This window comes from Geodermatophilus siccatus (assembly GCF_900103785.1).
Classification (GTDB): Bacteria; Actinomycetota; Actinomycetes; order Mycobacteriales; family Geodermatophilaceae; genus Geodermatophilus; species Geodermatophilus siccatus.
In genome coordinates this window covers 37,399-63,877 of sequence record NZ_FNHE01000002.1, presented here as the reverse complement: position 1 = coordinate 63,877, position 26,479 = coordinate 37,399, and the positions used below count along the sequence as shown (strand labels likewise).

At 73.7% G+C, this 26,479-nt stretch carries 21 protein-coding genes; 11 read left to right on the top strand and 10 right to left on the bottom strand.

Annotated features, from left to right (window positions below; translation table 11 throughout):
- Positions 1 to 57 precede the first annotated feature (57 nt).
- Positions 58 to 1,461 (bottom strand): MFS transporter, encoded by a 1,404-nt coding sequence (locus tag BLS21_RS03600; protein ID WP_091213966.1) that lies wholly within the window; start codon positions 1,459 to 1,461, stop codon positions 58 to 60.
- 614 nt (positions 1,462 to 2,075) lie between these two features.
- Between BLS21_RS03600 and catA (BLS21_RS03595) the strand changes: the two genes are divergently transcribed.
- The 3 genes from catA (BLS21_RS03595) to BLS21_RS03585 all read left to right on the top strand — a co-directional run bounded on the left by catA (BLS21_RS03595) (position 2,076) and on the right by BLS21_RS03585 (position 3,481).
- Positions 2,076 to 2,945 (top strand): catechol 1,2-dioxygenase, encoded by an 870-nt coding sequence (gene catA, locus BLS21_RS03595; protein WP_091213963.1) that lies wholly within the window; start codon positions 2,076 to 2,078, stop codon positions 2,943 to 2,945.
- 69 nt (positions 2,946 to 3,014) lie between these two features.
- The gene (locus BLS21_RS03590) at positions 3,015 to 3,278 is read left to right on the top strand and encodes a muconolactone Delta-isomerase family protein (protein WP_091213961.1); all 264 of its coding nucleotides are present in this window, start codon (positions 3,015 to 3,017) and stop codon (positions 3,276 to 3,278) included.
- On the top strand, positions 3,275 to 3,481 hold the full coding sequence (locus BLS21_RS03585; protein ID WP_091213958.1) for an alpha/beta fold hydrolase: 207 nt from the start codon (positions 3,275 to 3,277) through the stop codon (positions 3,479 to 3,481). The genes BLS21_RS03590 and BLS21_RS03585 overlap by 4 nt, the downstream gene beginning before the upstream one ends.
- A 48-nt stretch (positions 3,482 to 3,529) precedes the next feature.
- Here BLS21_RS03585 and BLS21_RS03580 read toward each other — a convergent pair whose 3' ends face one another.
- From BLS21_RS03580 to benA, 4 genes are all read right to left on the bottom strand, one after another.
- Positions 3,530 to 6,307, bottom strand: coding sequence for a helix-turn-helix transcriptional regulator (locus tag BLS21_RS03580; protein ID WP_091215063.1), 2,778 nt, complete (start codon positions 6,305 to 6,307; stop codon positions 3,530 to 3,532).
- Between the two features lie 61 nt (positions 6,308 to 6,368).
- A complete protein-coding gene (gene benC, locus BLS21_RS03575) occupies positions 6,369 to 9,128 on the bottom strand; it encodes a benzoate 1,2-dioxygenase electron transfer component BenC (RefSeq protein WP_245700031.1) in 2,760 nt (919 codons plus the stop codon).
- Between the two features lie 78 nt (positions 9,129 to 9,206).
- Positions 9,207 to 9,755 (bottom strand): benzoate 1,2-dioxygenase small subunit, encoded by a 549-nt coding sequence (benB, locus tag BLS21_RS03570; protein WP_175479399.1) that lies wholly within the window; start codon positions 9,753 to 9,755, stop codon positions 9,207 to 9,209.
- A gap of 5 nt (positions 9,756 to 9,760) precedes the next feature.
- Entirely contained in the window at positions 9,761 to 11,137 is a 1,377-nt protein-coding gene (gene benA / locus BLS21_RS03565) for a benzoate 1,2-dioxygenase large subunit (protein WP_091213952.1), read from the bottom strand.
- Positions 11,138 to 11,381: 244 nt separating this feature from the next.
- Here benA and BLS21_RS03560 point away from each other — a divergent pair, with 244 nt between their 5' ends.
- From BLS21_RS03560 to BLS21_RS03540, 5 genes are all read left to right on the top strand, one after another.
- Positions 11,382 to 12,326: a LysR substrate-binding domain-containing protein gene (locus BLS21_RS03560; protein ID WP_091213950.1), complete on the top strand. Its 945-nt coding sequence runs from the start codon at positions 11,382 to 11,384 to the stop codon at positions 12,324 to 12,326.
- The gene (locus tag BLS21_RS03555; RefSeq protein ID WP_091213947.1) at positions 12,323 to 13,426 is read left to right on the top strand and encodes a mandelate racemase/muconate lactonizing enzyme family protein; all 1,104 of its coding nucleotides are present in this window, start codon (positions 12,323 to 12,325) and stop codon (positions 13,424 to 13,426) included. Before BLS21_RS03560 ends, BLS21_RS03555 begins: the two co-directional genes overlap by 4 nt.
- A gap of 110 nt (positions 13,427 to 13,536) precedes the next feature.
- Positions 13,537 to 14,385, top strand: coding sequence for a catechol 1,2-dioxygenase (gene catA / locus BLS21_RS03550; protein WP_091213945.1), 849 nt, complete (start codon positions 13,537 to 13,539; stop codon positions 14,383 to 14,385).
- The gene (catC, locus tag BLS21_RS03545) at positions 14,382 to 14,681 is read left to right on the top strand and encodes a muconolactone Delta-isomerase (protein ID WP_217635966.1); all 300 of its coding nucleotides are present in this window, start codon (positions 14,382 to 14,384) and stop codon (positions 14,679 to 14,681) included. The genes catA (BLS21_RS03550) and catC overlap by 4 nt, the downstream gene beginning before the upstream one ends.
- 266 nt (positions 14,682 to 14,947) lie before the next feature.
- The gene (locus BLS21_RS03540; protein WP_091213942.1) at positions 14,948 to 16,348 is read left to right on the top strand and encodes an MFS transporter; all 1,401 of its coding nucleotides are present in this window, start codon (positions 14,948 to 14,950) and stop codon (positions 16,346 to 16,348) included.
- 113 nt (positions 16,349 to 16,461) lie between these two features.
- On the opposite strand, the gene BLS21_RS03535 is transcribed toward BLS21_RS03540, so the two are convergent.
- From BLS21_RS03535 to BLS21_RS03525, 3 genes are all read right to left on the bottom strand, one after another.
- Positions 16,462 to 16,887 carry a nuclear transport factor 2 family protein gene (locus tag BLS21_RS03535; RefSeq protein WP_175479398.1) on the bottom strand — a complete coding sequence of 142 codons (426 nt, stop codon included), beginning with the start codon at positions 16,885 to 16,887 and terminating at the stop codon, positions 16,462 to 16,464.
- Between the two features lie 234 nt (positions 16,888 to 17,121).
- Positions 17,122 to 17,802: a response regulator gene (locus BLS21_RS03530; RefSeq protein WP_091213937.1), complete on the bottom strand. Its 681-nt coding sequence runs from the start codon at positions 17,800 to 17,802 to the stop codon at positions 17,122 to 17,124.
- Positions 17,803 to 17,875: 73 nt separating this feature from the next.
- Positions 17,876 to 19,546 (bottom strand): ATP-binding protein, encoded by a 1,671-nt coding sequence (locus BLS21_RS03525; protein ID WP_217635965.1) that lies wholly within the window; start codon positions 19,544 to 19,546, stop codon positions 17,876 to 17,878.
- A 183-nt stretch (positions 19,547 to 19,729) separates the two neighbouring features.
- Here BLS21_RS03525 and BLS21_RS03520 point away from each other — a divergent pair, with 183 nt between their 5' ends.
- Entirely contained in the window at positions 19,730 to 21,208 is a 1,479-nt protein-coding gene (locus tag BLS21_RS03520) for a CitMHS family transporter (RefSeq protein ID WP_091213935.1), read from the top strand.
- Positions 21,209 to 21,276: 68 nt separating this feature from the next.
- Entirely contained in the window at positions 21,277 to 21,666 is a 390-nt protein-coding gene (locus tag BLS21_RS03515; protein ID WP_091213933.1) for a universal stress protein, read from the top strand.
- A gap of 291 nt (positions 21,667 to 21,957) precedes the next feature.
- On the opposite strand, the gene BLS21_RS03510 is transcribed toward BLS21_RS03515, so the two are convergent.
- Both BLS21_RS03510 and BLS21_RS03505 read right to left on the bottom strand, forming a co-directional pair.
- Positions 21,958 to 23,355: an FAD-binding oxidoreductase gene (locus BLS21_RS03510; RefSeq protein WP_091215029.1), complete on the bottom strand. Its 1,398-nt coding sequence runs from the start codon at positions 23,353 to 23,355 to the stop codon at positions 21,958 to 21,960.
- Between the two features lie 214 nt (positions 23,356 to 23,569).
- Positions 23,570 to 24,340, bottom strand: a complete 771-nt coding sequence (locus BLS21_RS03505) for an IclR family transcriptional regulator (protein ID WP_245700030.1) — start codon at positions 24,338 to 24,340, stop codon at positions 23,570 to 23,572.
- 78 nt (positions 24,341 to 24,418) lie between these two features.
- Here BLS21_RS03505 and BLS21_RS03500 point away from each other — a divergent pair, with 78 nt between their 5' ends.
- Positions 24,419 to 26,347 (top strand): FAD-binding monooxygenase, encoded by a 1,929-nt coding sequence (locus tag BLS21_RS03500; RefSeq protein ID WP_091213929.1) that lies wholly within the window; start codon positions 24,419 to 24,421, stop codon positions 26,345 to 26,347.
- Positions 26,348 to 26,479 lie beyond the last annotated feature (132 nt).

The following is a 26,479-nucleotide window of genomic DNA, read 5'->3' as shown; positions in this document are numbered from 1 at the left end:
ACGTGCGGGGGACCGCCGGACCGGCCGCTCCCGGGAGCCGGAACGCGCGACCGGCGCTCATCGCCCGGCGGGGGGCTGTGCTGCGGCGGTCGGCTCCACCGGCACGGCCCGGGCCGCGCCTCCCCGTCGGGCCACGGGCACCAGCAGGGTCAGGAGGGCACCGAAGGCCGCCATGCCGGTCAGCACGTAGAAGATCGCCTCCAGTCCGAGCCCCGCGGCGACGAGGAGACCACCCACCAGGGGGCCGGCGACCCCGCCCAGCCGTCCGAACCCGGCGCACCACGCCACCCCCGCGCCGCGCACGTTCGGGCGGTAGTAGTTCGCCACGAAGCCGTAGATCAGGATCTGCGTGCCGCTGGTGCCCGCCCCCACCACGGCGACGAAGAGCAGGAGCAGCGCCAGAGGGGCGTCGACGGTGAGCAGCAGCAGGGCGACCGCACCGAGCAGGAAGGACGCGGCGACCACCATCTTGGGCCCGAACCGGTCGGCGAGCCGGGAGGCCAGCAGGGCCGCGACGACCGCGCCCCCGTTGAGCACGAGGAGGAAGGACAGCGAGCCCTGCGTCGAGTACCCGGCGCGGCCCATGAGCTCGGGCAGCCAGGTGTTCAGCACGTACACGAGGACGAGCCCGGTGGCGCTCATCAGCCCCAGCACCACGGTGGGGAACCAGTACTGGCCACTGAACAGGCCCGCGAAGCCCGCCCGCTCCCGACGGACCGGCGCCGCGGCGGTGGCGCCCGGCGCGGCGGGCGCGCTGATCGGCACACCGGTCCGCTCGGAGACCCTCCGGGCCTCCTCGGAACGACCTCGGGAGGCGAGCCAGCTGGGCGACTCGGGCATCTTGAGCCAGGCCAGCGGCAGCAGGGTCACCAGCGGGAGGGCGCCGATCCAGAACATGCCGCGCCAGCCGATCCGGTCCAGGAGCAGGATCGCCAGCAGCGCGGCCAGCAGGCTCCCGATCGGCACACCGGAGTAGGTGATGGCGTTGGCGAGGTTCTTCTTCCCCGGCGGTGCGTACTCGGCCACCAGGGCGCCGGTGGTGGCCACCAGGGCTCCGACGCCGAGGCCGGTGACGAACCGCATCACCCCGAACCCGCCGGTGCTGTCCATCAGGGCGGTCACGCCCATGCCGACGGAGAACCACGCGTACGCGGTGAGCATGACCGTGCGCCGCCCCACGATGTCGGCGACGCTGCCGGCGAGCAGGGCGCCGACCAGGACGCCGAACAGCGCGTAGCTGCCCAGTGCGCCGGCGACGGCCGGTGTGACCGGCCCGATCTCACCGGGATCGGCGAGGAACAACGGGACGACGGTGCCGTAGACGACCAGGTCGTACCCGTCGAAGACGAGCCCGAGGGTGGCCAGCGCGACGACCCAGGCGACGGTGCGGCGACGCCGGGCCTCCTGCTGCGGGGTCGGCTCCGTGGCGGCGTCCGGTGGACCACCGGTGGCGATCGACATCGCGCACCTCCTGGGTGTGCTGGCGTGGCCGGACAGGTCCGTGGGCACCGCTGGGCCCGGGGCCACGGGTCCGCGCCGGGTGCGAGGTGGTCCTCGAGCAGGTCGTCGAGGGCGGGAGGGGCGGTCCCGCTCCGCCGCCGGGTGCGGCAGGCGGGTGACGCGCCCGGGGGCGGGCGCGGGGACGCCGGCGGTCGTGCCGGCGCCCCGCTCGCGCCCGTACGGCAGTGCGGCGCGGCAGCACCTCGGGGCGGGAGCGAGCGTCGAGGGACCCTCGCCCGGCATGCCCGGTCGTCACGGTCACGGCCACCCCTCACGTGGCCCGGCGCAGCCCGGTGTGCGCAGCTGCGCGGCTCGGATCGCTGCAGCGTAGAGGTGCTGCCGCGACTCCGTGGCCCCATCCGTGGTCCGGACGGAGGTCGTGCACAATCACCGCGCATTCAGACGCGACGACCGGTCCGCAGTGGCGAACGTCCTGGCCAGGGGCCGATGGCGAGCGCGACTGCTGGACGGCTCCCCACCGCGTCGGCGACGATGGCACCTCACCCGTCCCGGCCTCGCAGGCCCGGCCGGTGACGGACGGTCGGACCACCGCGCTGACATCCGAGGAGCACGCCATGACCGACACCCAGCACAGCCCCACCGCGGCCGGTTCGGGGGCCAGCGCGACGGAGTCGTTCCTGACCACCGAGATGTACGAGGCCGCCCGCCAGGTGCCCCCGGAGCGGGTCGACGCAGTGGTCCGGGCGGTCCTCGACGGCGTGCACGCGGCCATCCGGGAGCACAAGGTCACCTATCCGGAGTTCCAGGCCGCCAAGGCGTGGCTGATCCAGGTCGGCGAGGGCGGCGAGTGGCCGCTGTTCCTGGACGTCTTCGTCGAACACGTCGTCGAGGAGGTGCAGGCCGAGACCCAGCAGGGCACCAAGGGCACCATCCTCGGCCCGTACTACCTGCCCGGCCAGAAGCGGCTCACCTCCCCGGCCACCCTGCCGATGCGCGAGGACGAGACGGGCCGTCCCCTGGTCTTCGCCGGGCAGGTCCGCGACGTGGACGGCAACCCGGCCCCCGGCGCGGAGATCGACATGTGGCAGGCCGACGCCGACGGCTACTACTCCGGGTTCGCCCCGCACCTCCCCGAGGGCAACCTCCGCGGCCTGGTGGTGGCCGACGACGAGGGCCGGTTCGAGATCCGCACCATCCAGCCCGCGCCGTACCAGATCCCCACCGACGGCCCCACCGGCAAGCTGATCGGAGCCGCCGGCTGGCACCCGTGGCGACCCGCCCACCTGCACCTGATCGTCAGCGCGCCGGGCCACCGGGCCATCACCACCCAGCTCTACTTCCGCGGCGGCGAGTGGCTCGACAGCGACGTCGCCTCCGCGGTCAAGCCCGAGCTCGTCCTCGATCCCCAGGACCAGGGCGACGGCACCGCGCGCGTCGAGTACGACTTCGTGCTGGAGCGCGACGCAGGCGCCCGCGCCGCGTGACCCCGCGCCCCGGGCCGGACAGCGGGGAGCCGCGGCCGGTCCGGGGCCCCGGCGGGGCTCGCCCGGGCGCTGGAGCTGCCGCGCAGCGGCACGTGGGTGCACCTGTGGCGGGTGGTCGGCCAGAACAGCGACACCAGTGTCTTCGACGTCGGCTCCGGCGCCGAGCTGCACGAGATCCTGTGGAACCTCCCGCTGTTCCCGTTCACGACGATCGCGGTGATCCCGCTGACCGAGCACCCGTCGGCGCTGTCGGCCAACCCGCGAGCTCGAGCGGGAGCCGCGGGCGCAGCCTGGGGTCGCCCGCGACGCCGCCGTCCCCCGGGGGCCGCGTGACCGCCCGCCCGCACGCCGTCGGGGACGGACCCGCCGACGCCCCGGTGCTCGTGCTCGGCCCGTCGCGCACGGACACCGCACTGTTCGACCGGCAGGTCGCCGACCTCGCCGGTGCGCACCGCGTCGTCCGCCACGACCTGCGGGGGCACGGCGGCTCGCAGGTCGTGCCGGGGCCGTGCACGATCGCCGACCCCCGCCGGTGACGTGCTGGCGCTGCTCGACGACCTGCACGTCGGTGGCGGCGCGAGCTCCTAGCGGGGCGCCGGGACACCGGCCTGCGGACCACGGCCCCCGTTCCCCCCGAGAGCGGGTCCGTGGGAGAAGCGCGCGGCCAGTTCGGACCGGGACCGGACACCGAGCTTGGCGTACACCCGGGTGAGGTGGAACTGGACCGTCTTGACCGACAGCAGCATCGACGCGGCCACCTCCTTGTTGGTCAGGCCGGTCGCGACGAGGGTGGCGACGGTCCGCTCCTGCTCGGTGAGGTGCTCGGTGCCGGTCTCGGCTCCGCGGGGCGCCGGCCGGGCCGTCTTGAGCTCCCGGTCGCAGCGCTCCACGTAGACCCGGGCGCCGAGCGCGGCGAAGGACTGCCGTGCCGTGGTGAGCAGAGTGGCGGCGTCCCGCCGTCGGCCGGCGCGGCGCAGGGTGATGCCGTGGGCGAAGTCCACCCGCGCCCGCTCGTACGGCAGCGGCAGCACGGCCAGTCGGGCCCGCGCCTGCTCGAACGCCTCCTCGGCGCCGGGCAGGTCGCCGCGGGCGGCCAACAGCCGGCCGCGGACGTAGCCGAGCCGGGCGCTCGTGGACCGGTGCCCCCGGCGCTGCGCCGTCGTCTCGAGCGGCGCGAGGAACGCCTCGGCCTCGGGGAGCCGGTCGGTGACGACGAGGGCGTTGGCGTAGACGTCGTGCCAGGGCCAGAACCCCGGTTCGTCGAGACCGGCGCGCGGTGTCCGGGCGGCGAGGGGGGCGAGGTGGCGGACGACCGCGTCGTAGTCCGACGCCGCCTCGGCCACGTGCGCCCGCGCGAGGAGTGCGGGGACGGTCATGACGGTGTAGTCGTGCTCGGTGGCCGCGCCGAGCTGCAGGTGCCGCTCGGCGTCCTCGTGCTCTGCGCGCAGGGCGTGGACCTGGGCGCCGGTCCAGTGGACGAGGGGACGCAGCAGGTCCAGCCCGGTGGCGCTGAGCAGGGCCTCGGCCTGACCGACCGCGTCCAGTGCCCCGGGCCAGTCGCCCAGGGCGAAGCGGGTGCGGGCGAGCCACACCAGGGCCCACAGGGAGATCCGGTTCGAGCCAGTCTGCCGCACGGTCGGGACGGCGAACTCCAGCTCGCGCCGGGCGGCCTCGGGCTGGTCCTGCGCCAGGTACAACCAGCCCAGGCCCATGCGCGCGCGCTGGTGCTGGGGTCCGGCCGGGCTCTCGGCGACCGCGTGCCGGTAGGTGGTGAACGCCTCGTCGACGCAGCCCCGGGCGGCGTGGCCCAGCCCCGCGATGGCGCGGGACTCGACGGCAGCAGGCGAGCCGGGGTCGGCGTACTCGACGGCCCGGCCGGCCCACCGGACCAGCGCGTCGCCGTCCCAGTCGGCCAGGGCGTGGAGCACGTACCGCTGGCAGACGACGGCGGCGGCACCCCGGTCGGTCCCCCGGAGGCGCCAGGCGGTGTCGAGGTGGGCGGCGGCCTCGGCGCGGCGGCCGCGCTGGACGGCGACGTAGGCCAGCACGGAGTCGCGGCGGGGGCCGGTGGGCAGCGCCTCGACCTCGGGGAGGGCGTCCACGGCCTGCCCGAGCAGGCCCGCTCCGGCCAGCGCGTCGACGGCCTGGAGGAGGCGGGCCTCGCGGTCGGCCCGGGTGGGGCTGATGCGGCTGGCGTCGATGAGCGCGCCTGCGACGACGGCCCACGCCCCCTCGTCGGCCTTGCGCCGCGCCAGCTCCACCAGCTCCTCGGCGAGGCGCGCGTCGGGGAGCGGTGCCGCCTCGACCCGGTGGCGGAGCCGCTCGGTGTCGTCCGTGACCACGGCGGCCGCGCGCAGGTGGAGCTCGTGCCGCGCCCGCGGGGAGAGGGTCGCGTGGACGGCCCCACGGATGAACCGCTCCGGGAAGGTGAGCGCGTCCAGGCCGTGGCCGGCGGCGGTCGCCAGGAGGCCGGCGGCACAGGCCTCGTCGAGGGCGGCGATCGGGTCGGTGAGCCCGGCCAGGGCCGCGGCGTCGGCGAGCACGGGGTTCCGGCCGAGCACGGCCGCCGCCTCGACCAGCGCCCGCGCCTCCGGGGAGCAGCGGTCGAGGGCCCGGTGCACGCGGCGCTGCACGCTGGCCGGCGCGGGGAGCCGGGTCTGCCAGTCCGACCAGCGGACCGGCGGGGTGTCGCGGAACAGCTCCAGGAGGTGGCCGGGGATGCCGGCGGCGTGCTCGCAGAGGCGCCGCGCGACGGGCATCGGGAGGTCGGCCGCCGCGACCCGCGCGGCGAGCAGCCGGGTCTCGGCCGGCCCGAGGCGCAGCACGGGGACGGAGGTGGCCGCGAGCCGGTCGAGGACGGCGCCGGCGTCCACGGCGCCGGCGTCCGGCCAGCCGGTGGTCCGGGCGAGCAGCAGCAGCACCGGAGCGCGGTGCGTGCGCGCGACCGCGGAGCCGATCGCCTGCAACGAGACCGGGTCCGCGTGGTGTGCGTCGTCGACGACGACCAGCAGCGGCTCCTCCCTGGCCCGGGCCTCCCACCGCCGGGCGAGCGCGGTGCCGAGGTCGACGGGGTCGTCGCCGGCCGGCCACGCCGGGGAGTCCCCGGGGTCGTCGTCGAGGAGCCGCCGGGCCAGCGCCCCGGCCCGGCTGCTCTCCCACGGCAGCCCGGTGGCCGCCGTCGTCGGCACCTCGGGGTGCCGACGCAGGAACCGGCGCAGCAGGGTGGTCTTGCCGATCCCGGCCGGGCCCTCGACGACGACCACCACCGGCCCGCCGGCGCAGGCGCGGAGCAGCAGCGCCTCGAGTTGCGCGGTCTCGGTGGCCAGCCCCACGACGTGGGCGTCCTCGTCGGTCCCGCTCACGTCGACACCGTAGGGCCGGGAGGCCGGGGGCTCCCCCGTCCGCGGCGTCTCGCCCGGCGGCTCAGCCCAGGTCGCCACCGGCCACGGGCAGGATGGTGCCGGTGATGTAGGAGGCCTCCTCCGAGGCCAGGAAGGTGATGGCCGCGGCCTGCTCGTCCAGGGTCCCGTACCGCTTCATCAGCGAGGACTCGACCGTCTGGTCGACGATCGACCGGTACCAGGACTGCTCGAGCTCCGTCTCCGGCGCCGGGCCGCGCGGGGTGCGCCGCGGTGGGGCGTCGGTCCCGCCCGGGGCCGTGGCGACGACCCGCACGCCGTGCGGTGCCATCTCGAGGGCCAGCGCGGTGGTGATGGCGTTGACGCCGCCCTTGGCGGCGGAGTACGGCAGGCGGTTGACCCCACGGGTGGCCACCGACGACACGTTGACGATGGTGCCCTGCCCCCGCTCCACCATGTGCGGGACGACGGCGCGGCAGCACCACAGCGTCGGCCAGAGGGACCGGTTGATCTCGGCCTGGATCTGCTCGGGCGGGTAGTGCTCGAACGGCTTGGCCCAGATCGTGCCGCCGACGGTGTGGATGGCGACGTCGATGCGGCCGAACCGCGCCAGCGCGGCGTCCACGACGGACTTCGCGCCCTCCCAGGTCTCCAGGTCCGCGACGACGGGGATCGCCTCGGCCCCGGGCTGACCCAGCTCCTCGGCCAGGTCGCGCACCAGCTCGGCGCGGTCGGCCAGCACCATGATCCCGCCCTCCGCGCTGATCCGCCGGGCCGTGCGCTCGCCGATCCCCTGCCCGGCCCCGGTGACCAGGACGACCCGACCGGCGAACCGGCCCGGCGTCACGAACCGGGGACGGCGTCCCGCGGCGAGGTCGTGCATGGCCCGGCGGGTGGTCTCCTTGGACCGTTCCGCGTGCTCGGTGATGAGGACCCGTGCCCGCTCGCGGTCGCCGTCCCGGAACGCCTCGACGATGTCGAGGTGGTCCTGGGCGCACCGGGGGTGGCACCAGGTGGCCGAGCGGAGGGACTCCTCCATGTGCCCCTTGACGCCGAGTGCCTGGTAGGCGCGCAGCAGGTGCTCATTGCCGGTGAGGGTGAACAGGTAGTCGTGGAAGGCGGCGTTGGTCTCGGTGTACGCCGCCGCGTCGACGAACCGGTCGCCCTCGACGTAGGGGACGGTGGCCTCGGCCAGCACCCGGTAGCCGATGAGCTCCTGGTGCGTCAGGCGACCGATGATGAGCTCGGCGGCGCCGAGTTCCAGCGCCCGGCGGGCGTCGAAGATGGCGTCGGACTCGTGCACCGACGGGTGCTCCTCACCGATCTCGTACCCGTCGGCCGTGATGGAGTAGCCCTCGGGGGTCAGCGTCGGCTCGACCGCTGCGTCCTCGGTCCCGGCGTCCGGCTGACCGGCCGGCGGCGGGGGCGTCGGCGCGGTGAGCTGCTCCAGCTCCCCCTGGGGCAGCATCTCCTGACCGGCGACGGCGCGGGCACCGACGGCGGGCACCAGGTCCTCGGCGTCGTCCACGGGCAGGACGTCCCCGGTGGGGAACGGTTCCCCCAGCTGCTGCCCCGCCAGCCGCCACATGTCCGACGGCGACTCGGTGCGCGGCCCGGCTCCGTCGGCGCCGAGGGGGGTCAGCTCCACCGGCGGGAACAGGGCCTGGCCGGCCGAGGTCCGGCCCTCCCGGCCGCCCAGGGCCAGCAGCTCGGCCACGGTGTCCGGGACGACGACCGGCACCGGCGGCGGCTCGGGGGCGACCGCCTCGGACTCCGGCACGACGGCCTCGGGCTCCGGCTGGACGACCTCCTCGGCGGCCTCCGTCGGGACCGCGGCCAGCGCGAACTTCTCGTAGTAGAAGCCCGAGGGGGCGACTCCCAGCCCGGCGACGTGCTTGCGGACCGCCTCCACCATGGCCGGCGGGCCGCAGAGGTACACCGCGGCGCCGCCGTCGTGCAGGTGCTCGGGCCCGTACAGGCCGGTGACGTAGCCCTGGTTGGGGGCCTTGGTGGCGGGGTCGGCGACGCAGTAGTCCCAGGTGAGCCCGTCGATGCTGCCCGCGAGCTGCTCGATGGCCTCCATCTCGACCAGGTCGTCGTCGGTCGTGACCCCGTAGACCAGGTGCATCTGCCGGTCGCTGCGGCCGCCCTCCAGCGTCCGCAGGATGGACAGGATCGGCGCCAGTCCGGTGCCGCCGGCCAGGAGCAGCAGCGGGGCGTCGGACTCGCGCAGGAAGAAGCTGCCGTGCGGACCGGTGAAGGTGATCTCGTCCCCGACCGCGGCGCGCTCCTCCAGGTAGGTCGACATGACGCCGCCGGGCGTCAGCTTGACCAGGAACGTCAGCGCCTCGTCCTGCGGAGCGCTGCTGAAGGAGTACGACCGGGACTCCTCGGTCCCCGGGACGGCGATGTTGACGTACTGCCCGGGGAGGAACGCCAGGGCGTCCCGGTCGTCGATCTCGACGGTCAGCGCGACCGTCGTCGGGGACAGCCGGTCGAGCGCGGTGATGCGACCGCGGTGGGTGGCGGCGCTGGTCTTGGCCACCGCCGACGTGGTCGCGATCTGCAGCACCAGGTCCGAGCGCGGCTTCATGCTGCAGGGCAGCACGTACCCGTTCTGGGCCTCGTCGTCCGACAGCGCGTCCTCGAGGTACGTGCCCCCGTCGAACTCCCCCGACTCGCAGAGGGCCTTGCAGGTGCCGCAGGCGCCGTCACGGCAGTCCAGCGGGATGTTGATCCGTGCCCGGTAGGACGCGTCGGCGACGGTCTGGTCGTCCCGGCAGGTGATGAAGCGGGTGACCCCGTCCTCGAACGCGAGTGCCACGCGGTGGTCCATGGAGATCTCTCCGTAGTTCTCGGAGGAACAGCGGCCTGGAGGGGAACAGCCTGGCGGAGCCGCTGCTCAGAGGTGGTAGACGTCGACGACGTGGTGGATGTAGTCGTTCTTCAGCACCACGGTCTTGCGCCGGATGAGCGGTGCGGGCCCGGAGAAGTCGATCGTGTAGAACGACGTCCCGTAGTAGGGGTCGACGGTCTTGTACCGGAAGTACATGGTGTGCCAGTTGAACCGGATGTCGACCAGGTCGCCGCGGCGCTCGATGACCTCCACGTTGGTGATGTTGTGGCTGGTGCGCGGCTCGGGCAGCGACGTCGCGCTGGAACGCTCGGTGCGGATCCGGAAGACGCGGTCCTCGAGGCCACCCTTGTTCGAGTAGTAGATGAGGGACATCTCCCGGTGCGGGTCCTCGGTGAGCCGGTCGTCGTCGGCCCACGACGGCATCCAGAAGACGACGTCGTCGGCGTAGCACTCCAGCCACTTCTCGAACTCGCGGTCGTCGAGGTAGCGGGCCTCGCGGTAGAGGAACTGCTCGATCATGTTCTGGGTGATGAGCTTCCCGCCCGCGGGCGCCGCCTCGGTCGGGGTCTGCACGGGGTTCTGGGTGGTCGTCACGGGGATCAGCCCTCCGAGGTCGCGGTGGACACGCCGGCCTGCTTCTCGACGGCGGCGCGCATGGTCTGCAGCCAGTAGCCGTGCTGGATCGGGTACAGCCCCTCGTCCTCGTTGCGCTGCCCCGCGGAGATGACGCCGTCCATGCCGAGGGCCTTGGCGACCGGGTCCGGCCCGTTCAGCCAGTGCTCGGCACCGCGGCTCATGTCGTTCCAGGGCGCGGCGGTCGCCCGGAAGGTGAGCTGGCAGGAGCGGAACTCCTCCAGGTCGTCCGGGGTGGCCATGCCCGAGGCGTTGAAGAAGTCCTCGTACTGGCGGATCCGGTGCTCACGGGCCTCGGCGCTCTCGCCCTTGGGGGCGATGCAGTAGATGGTGACCTCGGTCTGCTCGGGCGAGATCGGCCGGAAGTGCCGGATCTGGGTGCTGAACTGGTCCATCAGGTAGACGTTCGGGTACAGGCACAGGTTGCGGGAGCCCTTGACCATGAACTCGCCCTTGGCCTCGCCGAACTGGGCCTTGAGCTCGTCCATGCGGTCCCACAGCGGGCGGTCCTGCGGGTTGGCCGCCCAGGTCCACAGGCACAGGTGCCCGTTGGGGTAGGACCAGTAGCCGCCGCCGGACTTGCCCCAGCCGCCGGCGTCCAGTGCCTTGGTCGTGTTCTTCGACTCCCCCGTGCTGCGCCGTGAGGTCGTGGCCGCGTAGTTCCAGTGGGTCGCGCTGACGTGGTAGCCGTCGGCGCCGTTCTCCGCCTGGACCTTCCAGTTGCCGTCGTAGGTGTAGGTCGAGGAGCCGCGCAGCACCTCCAGCCCCTCCGGCGACTGGTCGACGAGCATGTCGATGACCTTGGTGGTGTCACCGAGGTGTTCGGCGAGCGTGCTGACGTCCGGGTTGACGCTGCCGAAGAGGAACCCGCGGTAGCTGTCGAACCGCGCGACCTTGACCAGGTTGTGCGAGCCGTCCTTGTTGAAGCTGGCGGGGTAGCCGGCGCCGTCGGGGTCCTTGACCTTGAGCAGCGTGCCGTCGTTGCGGAACGTCCAGCCGTGGAACGGGCAGGTCAAGGTCATCCGGTTGTCCGTCTTGCGGCGGCACAGCATCGCGCCGCGGTGCGCACAGGCGTTGATGAGGCAGTGCAGCTCGCCGCTCTTGTCGCGCGTGATGACGACCGGCTGACGGCCGATGTAGGTCGTGAAGTAGTCCCCCGCGTTGGGGACCTGGCTCTCGTGCGCGAGGTAGACCCAGTTCCCCTCGAAGATGTGGGTCATCTCCAGCTCGAAGATCTCCTCGTCGGTGAAGATCCGACGGTTGGCCCGGTAGATCCCGGCCTCGGGGTCTTCGATGACGGCATCGGCGAGGACGTCGCTGAGCTGGGTGGCGTCGACTGTCATGGCGGGCCTCCGGTCCGGTGGTCGATTGCGCTGTCCCCAACTGTGGGTGGCACCGGTCACGTTCGCGTCAGCAAAGTGCCTAGTCCTGACCAGGCATCCATTGAGACTCCAGACGTCTCAATGCAGCGAAACTCGGTCTTTGTTCGTACAGAACCGAGCCCCTACGTTGGGTGCGTCACAGCGTGGCACGGCGCGTCCCCTGGACGCCCGGTTCCGGACCTGACCGTTCGACGGAGGAGGGCACGTGGAGATCCGCCAGCTGCACTACTTCGTCACCGTCGCCCGGACCCGTCACTTCGGGCGGGCGGCCGAACGCCTGCACATGGCCCAGTCCCCGCTGTCCCAGGCCATCCGCCAGCTGGAGGCCCAGCTCGGGACCGCGCTGTTCACCCGGACGACGCGGCGGGTCGAGCTCACGCCCGCCGGTGAGGCGTTCCTGCAGGACGCCGAGCGCATCCTGGACTCGATCGAGGCCGCGCGGACCCGGGTCCAGCTGATCGGCGCCGGCAGCACCGGCCTCCTCCGTGTCGGGGCGACCGGGCTGGCGGCGCTCCGCCAGCTGCCCCAGCTGGCCCGGATCGCCGCCCGGGAGGTTCCCGGCCTGGTGCTGCGGTTCCAGACCGACCTGCTCACCCCGGCGCAGGAGCTGGCCCTCGAGGAGGACCGGATCGACCTCGCGGTGCTGCGTCCACCGCTGCGCCGGACGGGGTTGTCGTCCCGCCTGATCACCCGGGAACGGCTGGTCCTCGCTGCGCCCGGCAGCCACCGTCTCGCCGGTGACGAGCCGGTCGGGCTGACCGAACTGCGGGACGAGGACTTCGTCGTCTACGGCGTCGAGGGCTCCGTCGTGAACACCGTCGTGACCCAGGCCTGCCTCGCCGCGGGCTTCCTGCCCCGGCGCACCCACCAGGCCGCGGAGACCTCGATCATGCTCACGCTGGTCGCCGCCGGCCTGGGCGTGGCCCTGCTGCCCGAGTCCGTGCTGGCGCTGCGCGTCAACGGGGTGAGCTTCGTGCCCGTCGCCGACGACGTGCACATCGACCTGGCCCTGGCCTGGCGGCGCGAGGACCGCTCCCCCGCCCTCGCCCGGCTGCTCGACGCGCTGGAGGCCAACGGCTTCCTCGTGCCCGACGCGGACTTCCCCAGCTCGACCGCACCAGACACCGCCCCACTGGGAGGCACCCGTTGAAGATCGAGAAGGTCGAGGCGATCCCGTTCGCGATCCCGTACAGGAAGCCCCTGCGCTTTGCCAGCGGCGAGGTGCACGTGGCCGACCACGTGCTGGTCCGGGTGCACACCGACGACGGCGTGGTCGGCGTGGCGGAGGCCCCGCCGCGGCCGTACACCTACGGCGAGACCCAGGAGTCCATCATCGCGGTGGTCGACAAGCTCTTCGCGCCGCAGCTGGTGGACCTCACGCTGCTGGAGCGCGAGACCGCGCACGCGCGGATGGAGCGCACCGTCGGCAACCCGGCCGCCAAGGCGGCGGTGGACATGGCGATCTGGGACGCGCTGGGCCGCACCCTCGGGGTGTCGGTCTCGGCTCTGCTGGGCGGCTTCACCGACCGGATGCGGGTGTCCCACATGGTCGGGTTCGCGCCGGACGCCGAGATGGTCGCCGAGGCCGAGCGCGTCCGTGACACCCACGGCATCCGCGTGTTCAAGGTGAAGGTGGGCCGGCGCCCGGTGGAGCTCGACGTCGGCGCCTGCCGCGCCCTGCGCGCGGCGCTCGGGCCGGACGTGGAGCTCTACGTCGACGGCAACCGCGGGTGGACCCCGTCGGAGGCGGCGCGGGCCCTGCGCGCGATGGCCGACCTGGACCTCACGCTGTCCGAGGAGCTGTGCCCGGCCGACGACGTGCTCGGCCGGCGCTGGCTCACCGCGCAGACGACGGTGCCCACCGTCGCCGACGAGAGCGCCACGACGCCGGGTCAGGTGACCCGCGAGCTGCTCGACGGGGCGGCCACCGCCATCAGCATCAAGACCGCCCGCACCGGGTTCAGCACCTCGCAGCGCATCCTGCACCAGTGCGAGGGCCTCGGCGTCGAGGTCGTGATGGGCAACCAGATCGACGGCCAGGTCGGCACCGCCTGCACCGTGGCCTTCGGCGCCGCCCACCGGCACTCCGCACGCCGCGCCGGTGAGCTGTCGAACTTCCTGGACATGAGCGACGACCTGCTCACCGAGCCGCTGGAGATCGCCGGCGGCGAGCTCACCGTCCGTCCCGGACCCGGGATCGGCATCGAGATCGACCCCGACAAGCTCGCCCGCTACCGCCAGGACCGTTGAAGGACCTCCCTGCCCCCCAACTCCCCCAACCGCTCGCAGGCTCGCGGCGGGCCCCTGCAGAGGGCCCACCGCATCCCCGTCCCATCCGCACCGCACCCGAGGAGACCCTCATGACCGCGACCGTCCCCAACCCGACCGCGGCCGGCTCCGGCCGCAACGCCACCGAGCGCTTCGCCCAGAAGGAGCGCAGCGCCGCCACCGTCGACCAGGCGCGCGTGTCCGCCATCGCCACCGACGCCATCACGGCCCTGCACGAGGTCATCCGCAAGCACGGGGTGACCTACGCCGAGTACGACGCCCTCAAGGCGTGGCTGATCCGGGTCGGTGAGGACGGCGAGTGGCCGCTGTTCCTCGACGTGTGGGTCGAGCACGTGGTCGAGGAGGTCGCCAACGCCGGCCGCTTGGGCGCCGTCGGCACGATCGAGGGCCCGTACTACATCCCCGGCTCGCCGGAGTCCCGCAGCGAGGCCACCCTGCCGATGCGCGACGGCGAGCAGGGCACCCCGTTCCTGTTCCAGGGCACCGTCACCGACCTCGACGGCAACCCGATCGAGGACGCGCAGGTCGAGCTGTGGCACGCCGACGACGACGGCTACTACTCGCAGTTCGCCCCGGGCATCCCCGAGTGGAACCTGCGCGGCACCGTCCGCACCGGAGACGACGGCCGGTTCGCGTTCCACACCATCAAGCCCGCGCCCTACCAGATCCCCACCGACGGCTCGTGCGGCGCGCTGATCGCGGCGGCCGGCTGGCACGCGTGGCGCCCGGCCCACCTGCACCTGAAGGTGTCGGCCCCGAGCAAGCAGCTGGTCACCACGCAGCTGTACTTCGCCGGCGGCCAGCACGTCGAGGACGACGTCGCCCAGGCCGTGAAGCCGGAGCTGGTCCTGCACCCGACCCCGGCGGCGTCCGGACGGGGCGAAGAGGTCACCTACGACTTCGCGCTGGACCCCGCGTGACGCAGCTGTACGCGGTGCGGATGGACGTCGCGCTGCCGCCGGACATGGACCCGGCGGCGCGCGACGACCTCCTCGCCCGGGAGAAGGCCTACTCCCAGCGCTGGCAGCGCTCGGGCCACTGGCCGCACATCTGGCGCTGTGTCGGTCAGTACGCCAACCTCAGCGTCTTCGCCGTCGACAGCAACGAGCAGCTGCACCAGATCCTGTGGGGCCTGCCGCTGTTCCCGTACATGGGCATCACGGTCACCCCGCTGGCCGCGCACCCGTCGGACATCGCGCAGGACCCGGCGCAGTAGACATCGCGCAGGACCCGGCGCAGTAGACATAGCGCAGGACCCGGCGCAGGAGACACCGCGCAGGACCCGCGCACTGAGCACCACCGCACGACCCGCACCACCGCACGACCCGCACCACCGCACCACCCGGCCGCCCGGCGACCTCCCTCCAGCCCGGCGCGTCTCCCCTCCCCCCACCCGTGGCGACGTCGGTCGCCGGGTGTCCCCTGCCCTGCCACGGCTCCCGTGCCGTCTTCGAGCCAGGGCCCGTCCCGAGGAGAACAGCAGTGGCACCATCCACGCAGGACGGAGCCGTCCGGCAGGACGCGCTCCGTCGCAGGTCGGTCACCTGGATCGTCTCGCTGGCCACGGTCGGCCTGGTCTTCGACGGCTACGACCTGGTCGTCTACGGGACCGTCGTCCCGCTCTTCCTGCGCGACCCGGGTCAGATCGGCGAGGTGACGCCGGCCCTGGCCGGCGCCCTGGGCAGCTACGCGCTCATCGGCGTGCTCGTCGGCGCCCTCCTGGCCGGCAGCGTCGCCGACGTCATCGGCCGGCGGAGGGTCATGCTCACCGCCTACGCGTGGTTCTCCGTCGGCATGGCCCTCACCGCCCTGGCCACGAGCACCGCGGCCTTCGGCCTGCTCCGCTTCGTCACCGGCATCGGGGTCGGCGCCCTGGTCGCCACCACCGGGGCGCTGGTCGCCGAGTTCGCGCCCGCGGGCAAGAAGAACCTGGCCAACGCGATCTCCTACTCGGGGGTGCCGCTGGGCAGCCTGCTCGCCGCGCTGCTGGCCATCCTGCTGCTGGACGTCATCGGCTGGCGGGGCATGTTCTGGATCGGTGCCCTGCCGCTGCTGACGCTGCTCCCCCTCGCCTTCCTCAAGATGCCCGAGTCGCCGGCCTGGCTGGCATCGCGGGGACGCCTGGACGAGGCGCGGGCCGTCGCCGCGCGGACCGGGGTGTCGCTGGCCGTGCCGGGCACCGAGGGCCCCCGGGTCCCCGAGCCGGTCGTCGAGGGCCGTGCGGGCTTCGCCGGGCTGGCCGGACGCACCTACCTGCTGCCGACCCTCCTGCTGGGCCTGCTCAGCGCGACCGGTCTCCTGCTGGTCTACGCGCTCAACACCTGGCTGCCGGAGCTGATGGGCCGCGCCGGCTTCTCCACCAACGGGTCCCTGTCCTTCCTGCTGGTCCTGAACGGCGGCGCGGTCCTGGGCGCGCTGGCCGCCTCCCGGTTCGCCGACCGGTTCGGGCCCAAGCCGGTGGTGGCGGCGTCCTTCACGCTGGGTGCGGCGGCGATCGCGCTGCTGACCGTGAGCCTCCCGCTGGGCGTGCTGCTGGCCTTCGTGGCGGTCGTGGGGCTGGGCACGAGCGGGACGCAGATCCTCATCTACGGCTTCGTCGCGACCTACTACCGCACCAACGTGCGCAGCGCGGGTGTCGCCTGGTGCGCCGGGTTCGGGCGCCTCGGGGGCATCGGCGGTCCGCTCATCGGCGGCCTGCTCGTCGCCTCCGGCATCGCGCTCAACTCCATCTTCTACGTGCTGACCGCCCTGGCCGTGCTCGGCGCCCTGCTCACCCTCGTCGTGCCGACGGCGGACGCCCGGCACGCGCAGGCGGCCCGCCGGTCGGCGCCCGCCGCGCTCGCCGTGGAGCCCGGCGACCTGCTCGCCCACCGGGCCCGGTAGCGGGTCGACACCTCCGGGCCCACGACCCGCCGGCCCCGGACGCCGCACCCCGGCGTCCGGGGCCGGCGGGTCGTGCCGTGTCCGTCAGGCAGGGATGACTACGGCGGACGGGTCTACGTCGCGCGGGGACCGTCCGGAGGCACGTTCTCCCACAGTTCGTCGAACGCGATGCTGTCGTAGAAGGCCGTGCCGTCGATGACCTTGCCGCCGCGCAAGGTCATGAACCAGGCGTAGGTGTTGCGGTAGGTCGTCCCCGCCGTGGTGGTGCCCTCGCCGTCCCACAGGACGATGACCGTGTCACCGTCGGCGTAGATCCCGCGGATGGTGACCGGCCGGAACGGCGCGTCCGGTCGGAACCGCGCCCCGAACGGGTGCAGGACCTCGTCGCTGAACTCCCGGGCGCTGCCGTACGTCCCCGATGCCCGCGACCGGCCGACGATCTCCCAGGTCATCTCGTCGGCGAAGATGCTCGAGACGTATCGCTCACCGCGGGACCACGCCTCGAAGGCGTCGGCCACGATCTGCCGGTTCGTCCTCACCCGCCAGAACCTCCTCGGACCCTGAGGGGCCGGCCGCTGACGACCGGCCGGACGGCCGCGCCATCCTCTCCTGTCCGCGTCGCCTGCAGGCCTGTCCGGGTCACCCGGGGTCGCACGGGGTGCACACCGTCGTCCCGGTCCCGGGGACGGACCCGTCACGTCACCCTCGTCCGCCGTACCGGGCACGGGTGGGTGAGGTGACCCGTCCGGCGCGGCTGCCGGCAACCCGGCGTCCTACTCCGCCCGGGCGGCATCGGCGCCCCACCGGTACAGGTGCTCGGGGCGGCCGGTGCTGCCGTAACGCAGGGAGACGCTGGCCTGGTGGGTCTCGGTGAGCGCGGCGAGATAGCGCTGCGCCGTGGCACGTGAGATGCCCAGGGCGTCGGCGACGTCGGCCGCCGTGAGGGCGGCGTCCGAGGTGCGCAGTCGCTCGGCGACCAACCGCGCGGTGACCGAGGACTGCCCCTTGGGTGGCGAGGCCCGGGAGGCCTGTCTCAGCGCGGTCAGGGCGCGGTCGACGCCCTGCTGGCCGAGCTCGTCGGCGGAGTCGCGCAGCAGCGCGCGGTAGCGGGCGTACGCGGACAACTGCCCCGCGAGCCGCTCCGGTGTGAACGGCTTGACCAGGACGTTGACCGCGCCGGCCGCCACGGCGGCGCGGATCAGCCCCGCCGAGCTGTCGGCGGTCACCATGAGCACGTCGCAGCCGAGCTGCGGAGCCAGCTCGACCCCCTGCTGGTCGGGCAGGTAGTTGTCCAGCAGGACCAGGTCCGGGGAGTGCTCGGCGACCAGGTGCCGGGCCTGCTCGGCGCTGTGCGCGACGCCGACCACCCGGAAGTCGGGGACGTCCTCGACGAGGCGCGCGTGCAGCCGGGCGACCCGGAAGTCGTCGTCGACGACGAGGACGGCGAAGCTCACGGGTCCTCCTCGCCGGCGCTCGTCGGCCGCGTCCGCGACGCTGCTGTGCCCACGCGTGAGCTCGCGAGCCCGCTCACGTGGTCACCTCCGGCCGCTCGAGCACACCGGGCAGCCGGCTGACGAACACGGTCATGGCACCGTTCCCGCCCGCGGAGGTCACCTCGACCCACCCGCCGAGGCTCTCGGCAGTGCCGCGCGCGATGGCCAGCCCCAGGCCGCGGCCCTCGCCGCGGGTGCTGACGCCTCCGGTGAAGATGTCCGCCAGGCGCTCCGGGGGCAGCCCGTCCCCGGTGTTGGCCACCGACACCACCAGGTCGTCCCCGTCGGCGAGCAGGTCGACCTCGACCGTCGCCGGCCGGACGGCGGAGTCGTGCGCGGCCTCCACGGCGTTGCCGACCAGGTTGCCCAGGACGGTGATCACCTCCACCGGCGCCACCAGGCGGTGGGGCACCCAGCTGCCGTCGGAGATGAGCAGCTGCACGCCGAGCTCCGCGGCCCGGGCCACCTGACCGCCGAGGTAGGCGCGCACCGTGGAGGAGGCGATCGCCTCGCTGTTGTCGGCCACGGCGATCGCGGGGGCATCCAGCAGGGCGCTGACGTACTCGGCGGCGTCGTCCGCGTCCCCCGTGTGCAGCAGGCCGTGCACCGTGTGCAGGCGGTTGACGAACTCGTGCCGCTGCGCCCGCAGGGCCTGCGTCATCAGCCGGACGGCCCCGAGCTCGTCGGTCAGCCGCTCCACCTCGGTGCGGTCCAGGACGGTGACCACCGAGCCGAGCGGCCGGCCGTCGCGTTCGACCTCCCGCCGGGTGACCACGAGCACCCGGTCCGCGGCGGCGGTGACCGTGGGGGTGCCGGACCGGTCCGCGACCGCGCGGGCGAGCGGCGCGGGCAGGTCCAGGTCGGCCAGCGGCCTGCCGGGCACCACCCGGACCCCCAGGAGCCGGGACGCCTCGGCGTTCGCCGCGCTCACCACCCCGCGGTCGTCGACGGCGACGACCCCGTCGGAGACCCCGTACAGCACCGCCTCCCGTTCCCGGACCAGCTCGGCCAGGTCGGCCGGCTCCAGCCCGAACGTCCGGCGGCGGAGCAGCCGGATCAGCAGGAGGCTCCCGGCCACGCCCAGGAGCAGGGCCACGCCGAGGAAGGCAGCCGTGCTCTGCAGCAGTCGCCGGAGGGCCACGGAGATGTCGTTGGCGTCGAAGCCGACGCTGACCTCCCCGACCACGCGCCCCGTGTCGTCGCGGAGCGGGACCTTGCCGCGGGCGGACAGGCCCAGGGTCCCGCGCTCGACGGTGGCGACCTCGCGACCGCGCAGCGCGGCGTCGGGGCTCGTGCTCACCCGCTCCCCGATCCTGGCGGGGTCGGGGTGGGCCAGGCGGACGCCCTGGTCGTCGGTGACCACGACGAACAGCGCGCCGGTCGCCCGCTGCACGGCCAGGGCCCGGGCCTGCACGTCAGCACTGTCCTGTGCCAGCACCTCGTCGGCCAGCCGGGGCTCCGCGGCGACGCTCCGGGCGACGGCGAGGGCGCGTTGCTCGAACTGGTGCTCGAGGCCCGCCTCCAGCCGCCAGGCGACCACCGCGAACCCCAGGGCCACCACGGCGGCGAGCACGGCGAGCTGCAGCAGGAGCAGCTGGCGGGTGAAGGGCAGCGCCCGCCGGAGGCCGGCGCGCGGACCGGCCTCCCCGGACGCGGCCGGCCGCCGGGGAGCGGCTGAGCTGAACGAGCGAAACGTCGAGAACACGACCTGTGCGGCTTTCCTGCGCAAGAGAGACCCGGGCCACGTGCCTCCCTAGTGTCGCTGGTCACAAGGGCCCGACGGAGGAGCCGACCCGAGCTCTCCGTCGCCGAGCCGGCCCGCCGCCCGGTCGAGGCGTCAGCCCGACCAGGCCCCGCACCCACCGACACCCACCGTCAGGAGCCACCCGTGCTGGTCACCCTCGGCTTCCTCATGATCGCGGTCTTCATGTACCTGATCATGAGCAGGCGGACCACCCCCGTGGTCGCCCTCATCCTCGTCCCGGTCGCCTTCGGCATCGCTGCCGGCGCGGGCACCGACATCGGCGACATGGTGATGTCGTCGGTCGAGGACCTCGCGCCCACCGCGGCGCTGCTGTTCTTCGCCATCACCTACTTCGGCATCATGATCGACGTCGGTCTGTTCGACCCGCTGATCCGCAAGATCCTGCAGCTGGTCGGCCACGACCCGGTCAAGCTCGTCGTCGGCACCGCCGCCCTGACCGCCATCGTCAGCCTCGACGGCGACGGATCGACCACGTTCATCATCGTGACGTCGGCCCTGCTGCCGATCTATCTCCGCCTCGGGATGAGCCCGGTCGTGCTCACCTGCGTCGCGGCGGTCACCAACGGTGTGCTCAACGTCGTCCCCTGGGGCGGCCCGACGGCCCGCGCCGCGGCCGCGCTGAACGTGAGCCCGACCGACGTCTTCGTGCCGATGATCCCGTCGATGATCGCCGGCATCCTCGCCGTCTTCGTCCTGGCCTGGCTGCTGGGGCGCTCCGAGCGCAAGCGCATCGGGCTCGTCCACCTGCCGGTGGGCGGGGAGGCCGGGACCGACGGCACCGGGGGTCCGGCGCCCGCACCGGCCGGGATGCGAGGACTGCGCCCGGCCGCGTCGAGCCTCGACGGCGCCCCGGTGCGCTCCGGAGGCGTGCTGGTGGGCGCGCGCGTGCGGCAGGACACCGTCGAGGTGGCGGACGGCGCGACCGAGCCGGTCCCGGTCCTCGCGCACGACCCCGCGGCGAGCCTGCCCGACCGGGGCGAGCGGGCCCGGCCGGGTCTGGTGTGGGTCAACCTGGCGCTGACCCTCGCGGTCATGGTGATGCTCGTCGTCGACCTGGTGCCGATCCCCTTCGTCTTCATGGTCGCCGTCGGCCTCGCGCTGGTGGTCAACTTCCGGCACGTCTCGCAGCAGGCCGACCAGTTCAGGGCCCACGCCGGCAGCGTCGTGTCGGTGGTCGGCATGGTGCTCGCGGCCGCCGTCCTCACCGGCGTCCTGTCGGGGACCGGCATGGTCGAGGCGATGGCCGACTGGCTCATCGGCGTGATCCCGCACAGCCTGGGCTCGCACCTGGCCGTGATCACCGGCCTGCTCTCGATGCCCCTCACCTTCCTGATGAGCAACGACGCCTTCTACTTCGGTGTCCTGCCCGTCCTGACCGAGACCGCCGCCAACTACGGCATCGAACCGGTCGAGATGGCCCGGGCCGCGGTCACCGGCCAGCCGCTGCACATGCAGAGCCCACTGGTCCCGGCGTTCCTGCTGCTGATCGCCCTGGCCAAGGTCGAGATGGGCGACCACCACCGCAAGGCCATCTGGCGGTCGGTCGTCGTCTCCCTGGTCATGCTGGCGACCGGCCTCGCGCTGAGCGTCATCCCCCTGTGAACCCCGACCGGCGCCGGCCCCTGGGGCCGGCGCCGGCCCGTCGACGAGGAGAGACGAGGAGATCTGCGATGCGCAGCACGATCGTGCTGGTGAACGACCGTCCCGAGGGGGACGCCGCCCTGCGCTGGGGCGCCGACCACGCGCGCCGGTGCGGCAACGACCTGCAGGTGGTGCTCGTCCGCGCCGACTCCCCGGCGGCCCCGGAGTACAGCACCCCGGCGCTCCGCGAGCGGGTGACGGAGCGGCTCGTCGACGCGGGTCTGCCGCACCTGCTCCACGCCCCGGAGGAGGACGTGGTCGCGCAGGTCGACCGGCTGGCCACCGCGGTCGGCGCCGACCTGGTCGTCGTCCCGGTGCGGCGCCGCTCCCCGACCGTGAAGCTCCTCGTGGGGAGCATCGCGCAGCGGCTCATCCTCGACGCGCCGTGTCCGGTCGTCGCGGTGAAGGGCCTCGGGTGAGCAGACGCGGGGACGCCCCGCGGGTCCGCCGGTGCGATGCGCGGCCGGCGTTGAGCCGGTCGGGGCACCGGAGTAGAGAGGCGGGACACCGCTGCGCCAGGAGGCTGCCATGAGCCGAAGGCACCGTCTGCTCCGCTCCGCCATCGCGGCCGCCGCGGCCGCCGTCGCCGGCGTCCTGACCAGGTCGATGGTGAGGGCCGTCAGTCGTCCCGGGGACGGGACCGGGTAGGGCGTTCGCTGCGGCACCGAGGACCCCGACACGCCGTCAGCACCGCCGCGCCGCGGGTGACGTCACACGGCCGAGGGCACGATGTTGGCGTTGTGGCGGAAGACGTTCTCCGGGTCGTAGGCCCTCTTGATCTGCGCCAGCCGTGGGTACTTGGCCCCGTAGCTGGCTCGCACCCACCGGTCGGGGAACTCCGAGCTGTCGTTGACGTAGCTGCCGCTGCTCAACGCGTGGTCCTGCAGGGCGCCCCAGAACGAGCGGACCCAGGCACGATCGGCGGCCAGCACGTCGGGGCTCTCGGCGATGGCCAGGATGAACACGCTGAACCGCGGGGAGCGCCCCCCGCCGAAGGCGGTGTCGTCCTCGCCGACCTCGGAGTAGGCGGCGTCCAGGCGGTAGAGGAACATCGCGGACGACGGCGAGGTCTTGCGGGGCCAGTGCTCGGTGATGAGGCGGATGACGTCGTCGGTGAGCTGGGCGACCTGGGTGCCCTTGTCGTAGACCAGGGAGCCCCACGCGGCGGCTTCGTCGGTGAACTGCTGGACCTGGACGTACGGCATCGGCGTGACCAGGTCGAACAGCGGGGGGACCCGCTCACGGATCCGGTCGATCACCGCGGTGTGCTCGTCAGCGGACCCGAACCCCGTGACGATCAGGGCGTAGCCCGGCTGGAGGTGGTGCCGCTCCGGCACGAACGGTGCCGGCGGGGCGTTCAGGCCGACGATCATGATGTTGACGTCGCGGGGCAGGTCGTCGATCACGTCCCGGGCCTCGCGCAGCGCGGCCGGCCCCTGGTCCAGTCCCCAGAAGAGGAAGCCGAACTGCACCATCGGCCCGACCGGGTGCAGCCGGAACTCGAAGGCGGTGACCACCCCGAAGTTGCCGCCGCCGCCGCGGATCGCCCAGAAGAGGTCCGGGTGCTCCTGCGCCGAGGCGTGGACCACCCGCCCGTCCGCCAGCACGACCTCGGCTCCGACCAGGTTGTCGATGGCCAGCCCGTGCCGTCGCGTGAGGTGCCCCATCCCGCCGCCGAGGGTCAGGCCGCCGATCCCGGTGTGGCCCACCATGCCGGCGGGCGTGGCCAGGCCGTGCGCCTGGGCGGCCGCGTCGAAGTGGAGATTGAGTGCTCCGCCGCCGGCGCGCGCTCGGCGGCGCAGCGGGTCCACGTCGACCTGCCGCAGGAGGCTCAGGTCGATCATGACGGCGCCGTCGGCCACCGCGACGCCGGCGGCACTGTGCGCCCCGCCCCGCACCGAGACCTCCAGTCCGTGGCGTCGGGCGAAGCCGATGGCCGCGCTCACGTCCGCCGCGTCGGCGCAGCGGGCGATCAGGGCGGGTCGACGGTCGATGCAGGCGTTCCAGACCCGACGGGCCTCGTCGTAGTCCGGATCCGCCGGAGTGATCAGGCGGCCGGCGAAGACGTGGCGGAGCTCCTGCAGCTCCCCACCGAGCAGCTGGGTCATGGTCACTCCTCGGGTCCGTGCGACCGACGCGGCGAGGTCTCGACGCTAGGGGCGATGGCGTCACCTGCACGTCACGGTGCAGATCTGCGCCTCCCGCGGACGGGAGCGCCGTCTCGCGATCTCGACCCGAGAGCCCGCCCGCGCCGGTCGCCACGACGATCGGGGCCCGGCACCTCGACGAGGACGGCGCAGCAGCGGCCTCACCGGGGATCGGTCAGGCCGCGTCGAGGTCGGCTGCGATCGCCGCTGCCGCTGCCGACAGCGCCACCGACCACGCCCGCAACCGGTCCCGCGCGTAGCGGGCGGTGGGCATGGAGACCGAGATCGCGCTCGCCACGGCGCCCCCGCGGTCCGGGATCGCGACCCCGACCGCGGTGAGTCCGGCCTCGGTGTCCTGGTCGTTGACGGCGAACCCCTGACGCCGGATGGTCGGCAGCTCCCGGCGCAGCCGGGCCGCCGTCTCGTCGTCGTGCTGCCCGAGTGCGCGGTCGAGGTCGCCGGGGGCCAGGGTGGCGAGGAGCGCCTTCCCCCCGGAGGTCAGGTGTGCCGGCAGCGACCGGCCGGTCCGGTCCCCCACCCGGAGGACGTGCTCGCACTCGACGGTGGCGACGAAACGCACGTCCGGGCCGGTCAGGACCATCAGGTTGGTCGTCTCCCCGAGCTCGTCGACCAACCGCCGCAGGTGCGGCAGAGCCAGCTCCCGCAGCCGCGCGACCGGCGCCTGCGGGAGCGGGGTGCGCTCCAGGATCCGCCCCGGGCCGTAGCGCCGGTCGGGCAGCTGCTCGGCGAAGTCCCGGTAGACGAGCATCCCGAGCAGGCGGTGCGCCGTCGAAGCGGAGACCCCGAGGCGCTCGGCCGCGTCCGTCACCCGCATCGGCCCCTCGTGCTGCAGCAGGGTCGCCAGGAGCAGGGCCGAGTCGACCGAGGCGATCGCATACGGCGGCCGGTTCTTCACAGCAGAAAATCCTATTCCGCGCTCCGACACCGAGGGGACCGTCCACCTGCGGACCCCACCGGCTCAGGGCGGAGGTCCGCACACCGAGCGACAGAGAGGGCCGAGACGATGCAGTTCTACCTGGACGGCTACAAGCCCGGCGACCCGCTGGTCGAGGAGCCGCACCCGTCGGTCGCCGACCGGCCGGACGGACTCCCGGAGGAGGTCGACGTCCTGATCATCGGGTGCGGCCCGGCCGGGCTCGTCCTGGCCGCCCAGATGGCCGCGTTCCCGGAGATCCGGACCGCCGTCATCGACCGCAGGGAGGGCCCGCTCGCGGTCGGCCAGGCCGACGGGGTCGCCTGCCGCACGGTCGAGATGTTCGAGGCGTTCGGCCTGGCCGGTCGCCTGGTCGACGAGGGCTACTGGGTCAACGAGGTCGCCTTCTGGCAGCCGGACCCGGACGACCGGAGCCGGATCCGGCGCACCGGCCGGGTCCAGGACGTCGAGGAGGGCCTGTCGGAGATGCCGCACGTCATCGTCAACCAGGCCCGCATGCTCGCCTACCTGCTGGAGCACATGGAGCGGTCGGCCAGCCGGTCGACCCCGCACTACGGCCTGCAGGCCAGCGACGTCCGCATCGACACCGACGGCTCCTCGGAGTACCCGGTGACGGTGACCGTGCAGCACGTGTCGGGCGGCGAGGAGACCGGGGAGGCCTCGACGATCCGGGCCCGGTACGTCGTCGGCTGCGAGGGCGCGCGCAGCCGCACCCGGTCCGCGATCGGCCGCGAGCTGGTCGGCGACCCGATGAACCAGTCCTGGGGCGTCATGGACGCCTTCGCGGTCACCGACTTCCCCGACATCCGGCTCAAGTGCACGATCCACTCCGCCGACCAGGGGAACATCCTGGTCATCCCGCGCGAGGGCGGGTACATGGTCCGCTTCTACATCGAGCTGGACCAGGTCGGCGACGAGGAGGTGCTCGACCGCCGCACCGTCACCCCCGAGAAGCTGGCCGCGGTCGCGAACCGGATCCTGCACCCCTACACCCTCGACGTGCGGGACGTCGGGTGGTGGTCGGTGTACGAGATCGGCCAGCGGCTGTGCGACAAGTTCGACGACGTGCCGGCGGAGCAGGTGCCGGGCCGGCTCCCCCGGGTGTTCATCGCCGGGGACGCCTGCCACACCCACAGCGCCAAGGCGGGCCAGGGCATGAACGTGTCCATGGCCGACACCTGGAACCTCGGCTGGAAGCTCGGCGCCGTCCTCCGGGGGACGGCCCGGCCGGAGCTCCTGCACACCTACTCCGCGGAACGGCAGGCGATCGCCCGGGAGCTGATCGACTTCGACCGCGAGTTCGCCCGGATGCTCAGCGCTCGACCGAAGGAGACCGGGGACGTCGAGAGCGAGGGGGTCGACCCGGAGGAGTTCCACCGGTACTTCGTCGCCCAGGGCCGGTTCACCGCTGGGGTCGCCACCCGGTACGCCCCGTCCATGATCACCGCGGCGAGCTCCTCCCAGGACCTCGCGGCGGGCTTCCCGATCGGGATGCGCTTCCACTCCGCCCCGGTGGTCCGGCTGGCCGACGCCAAGCCGCTGCACCTCGGCCACGTCGCCCGGGCCGATGGCGCCTGGCGGCTCTACGTCTTCGCCGACCGGGCGGAACCGACGAGCCCGGACTCCCGCGTGCGGGCGCTGTGCGAGTTCCTGACCTCGGACGCCTCCCCGATCGCCCGGTTCACCCCGAAGGGCGCCGATCCGGACTCGGTGATCGACGTCCGCGCCGTGTTCCAGCAGGGGCACCGGGACCTCGCCGTCGACGCGCTGCCCCCGGTCCTGCTGCCGCGGAAGGGCCGCCTCGGCCTCGTCGACTACGAGAAGGCGTTCTGCCCCGACCCCGGGCGCGGCGACGTCTTCGACCTGAGGACCGTGGACCGGGACCGGGGGTGCCTCGTGGTCGTCCGCCCGGACCAGTACGTCGCGCACGTCCTCCCGCTGGATGCGCACGAGGCGCTGGTCGACTTCTTCGCCGGGATCCTGGTCGACGCCGCGTAGCAGCGACGCCGCCGTCCACCGCACCCACACTGATCCGCGCGAGGAACTCGCTCGGACGCGCGGCGCACCGCGTGGCCGTGCCTCGTGCTCGCAGCCGTCGGGTCCGGCCGGGTCCACCCGCCGGAGCCCACC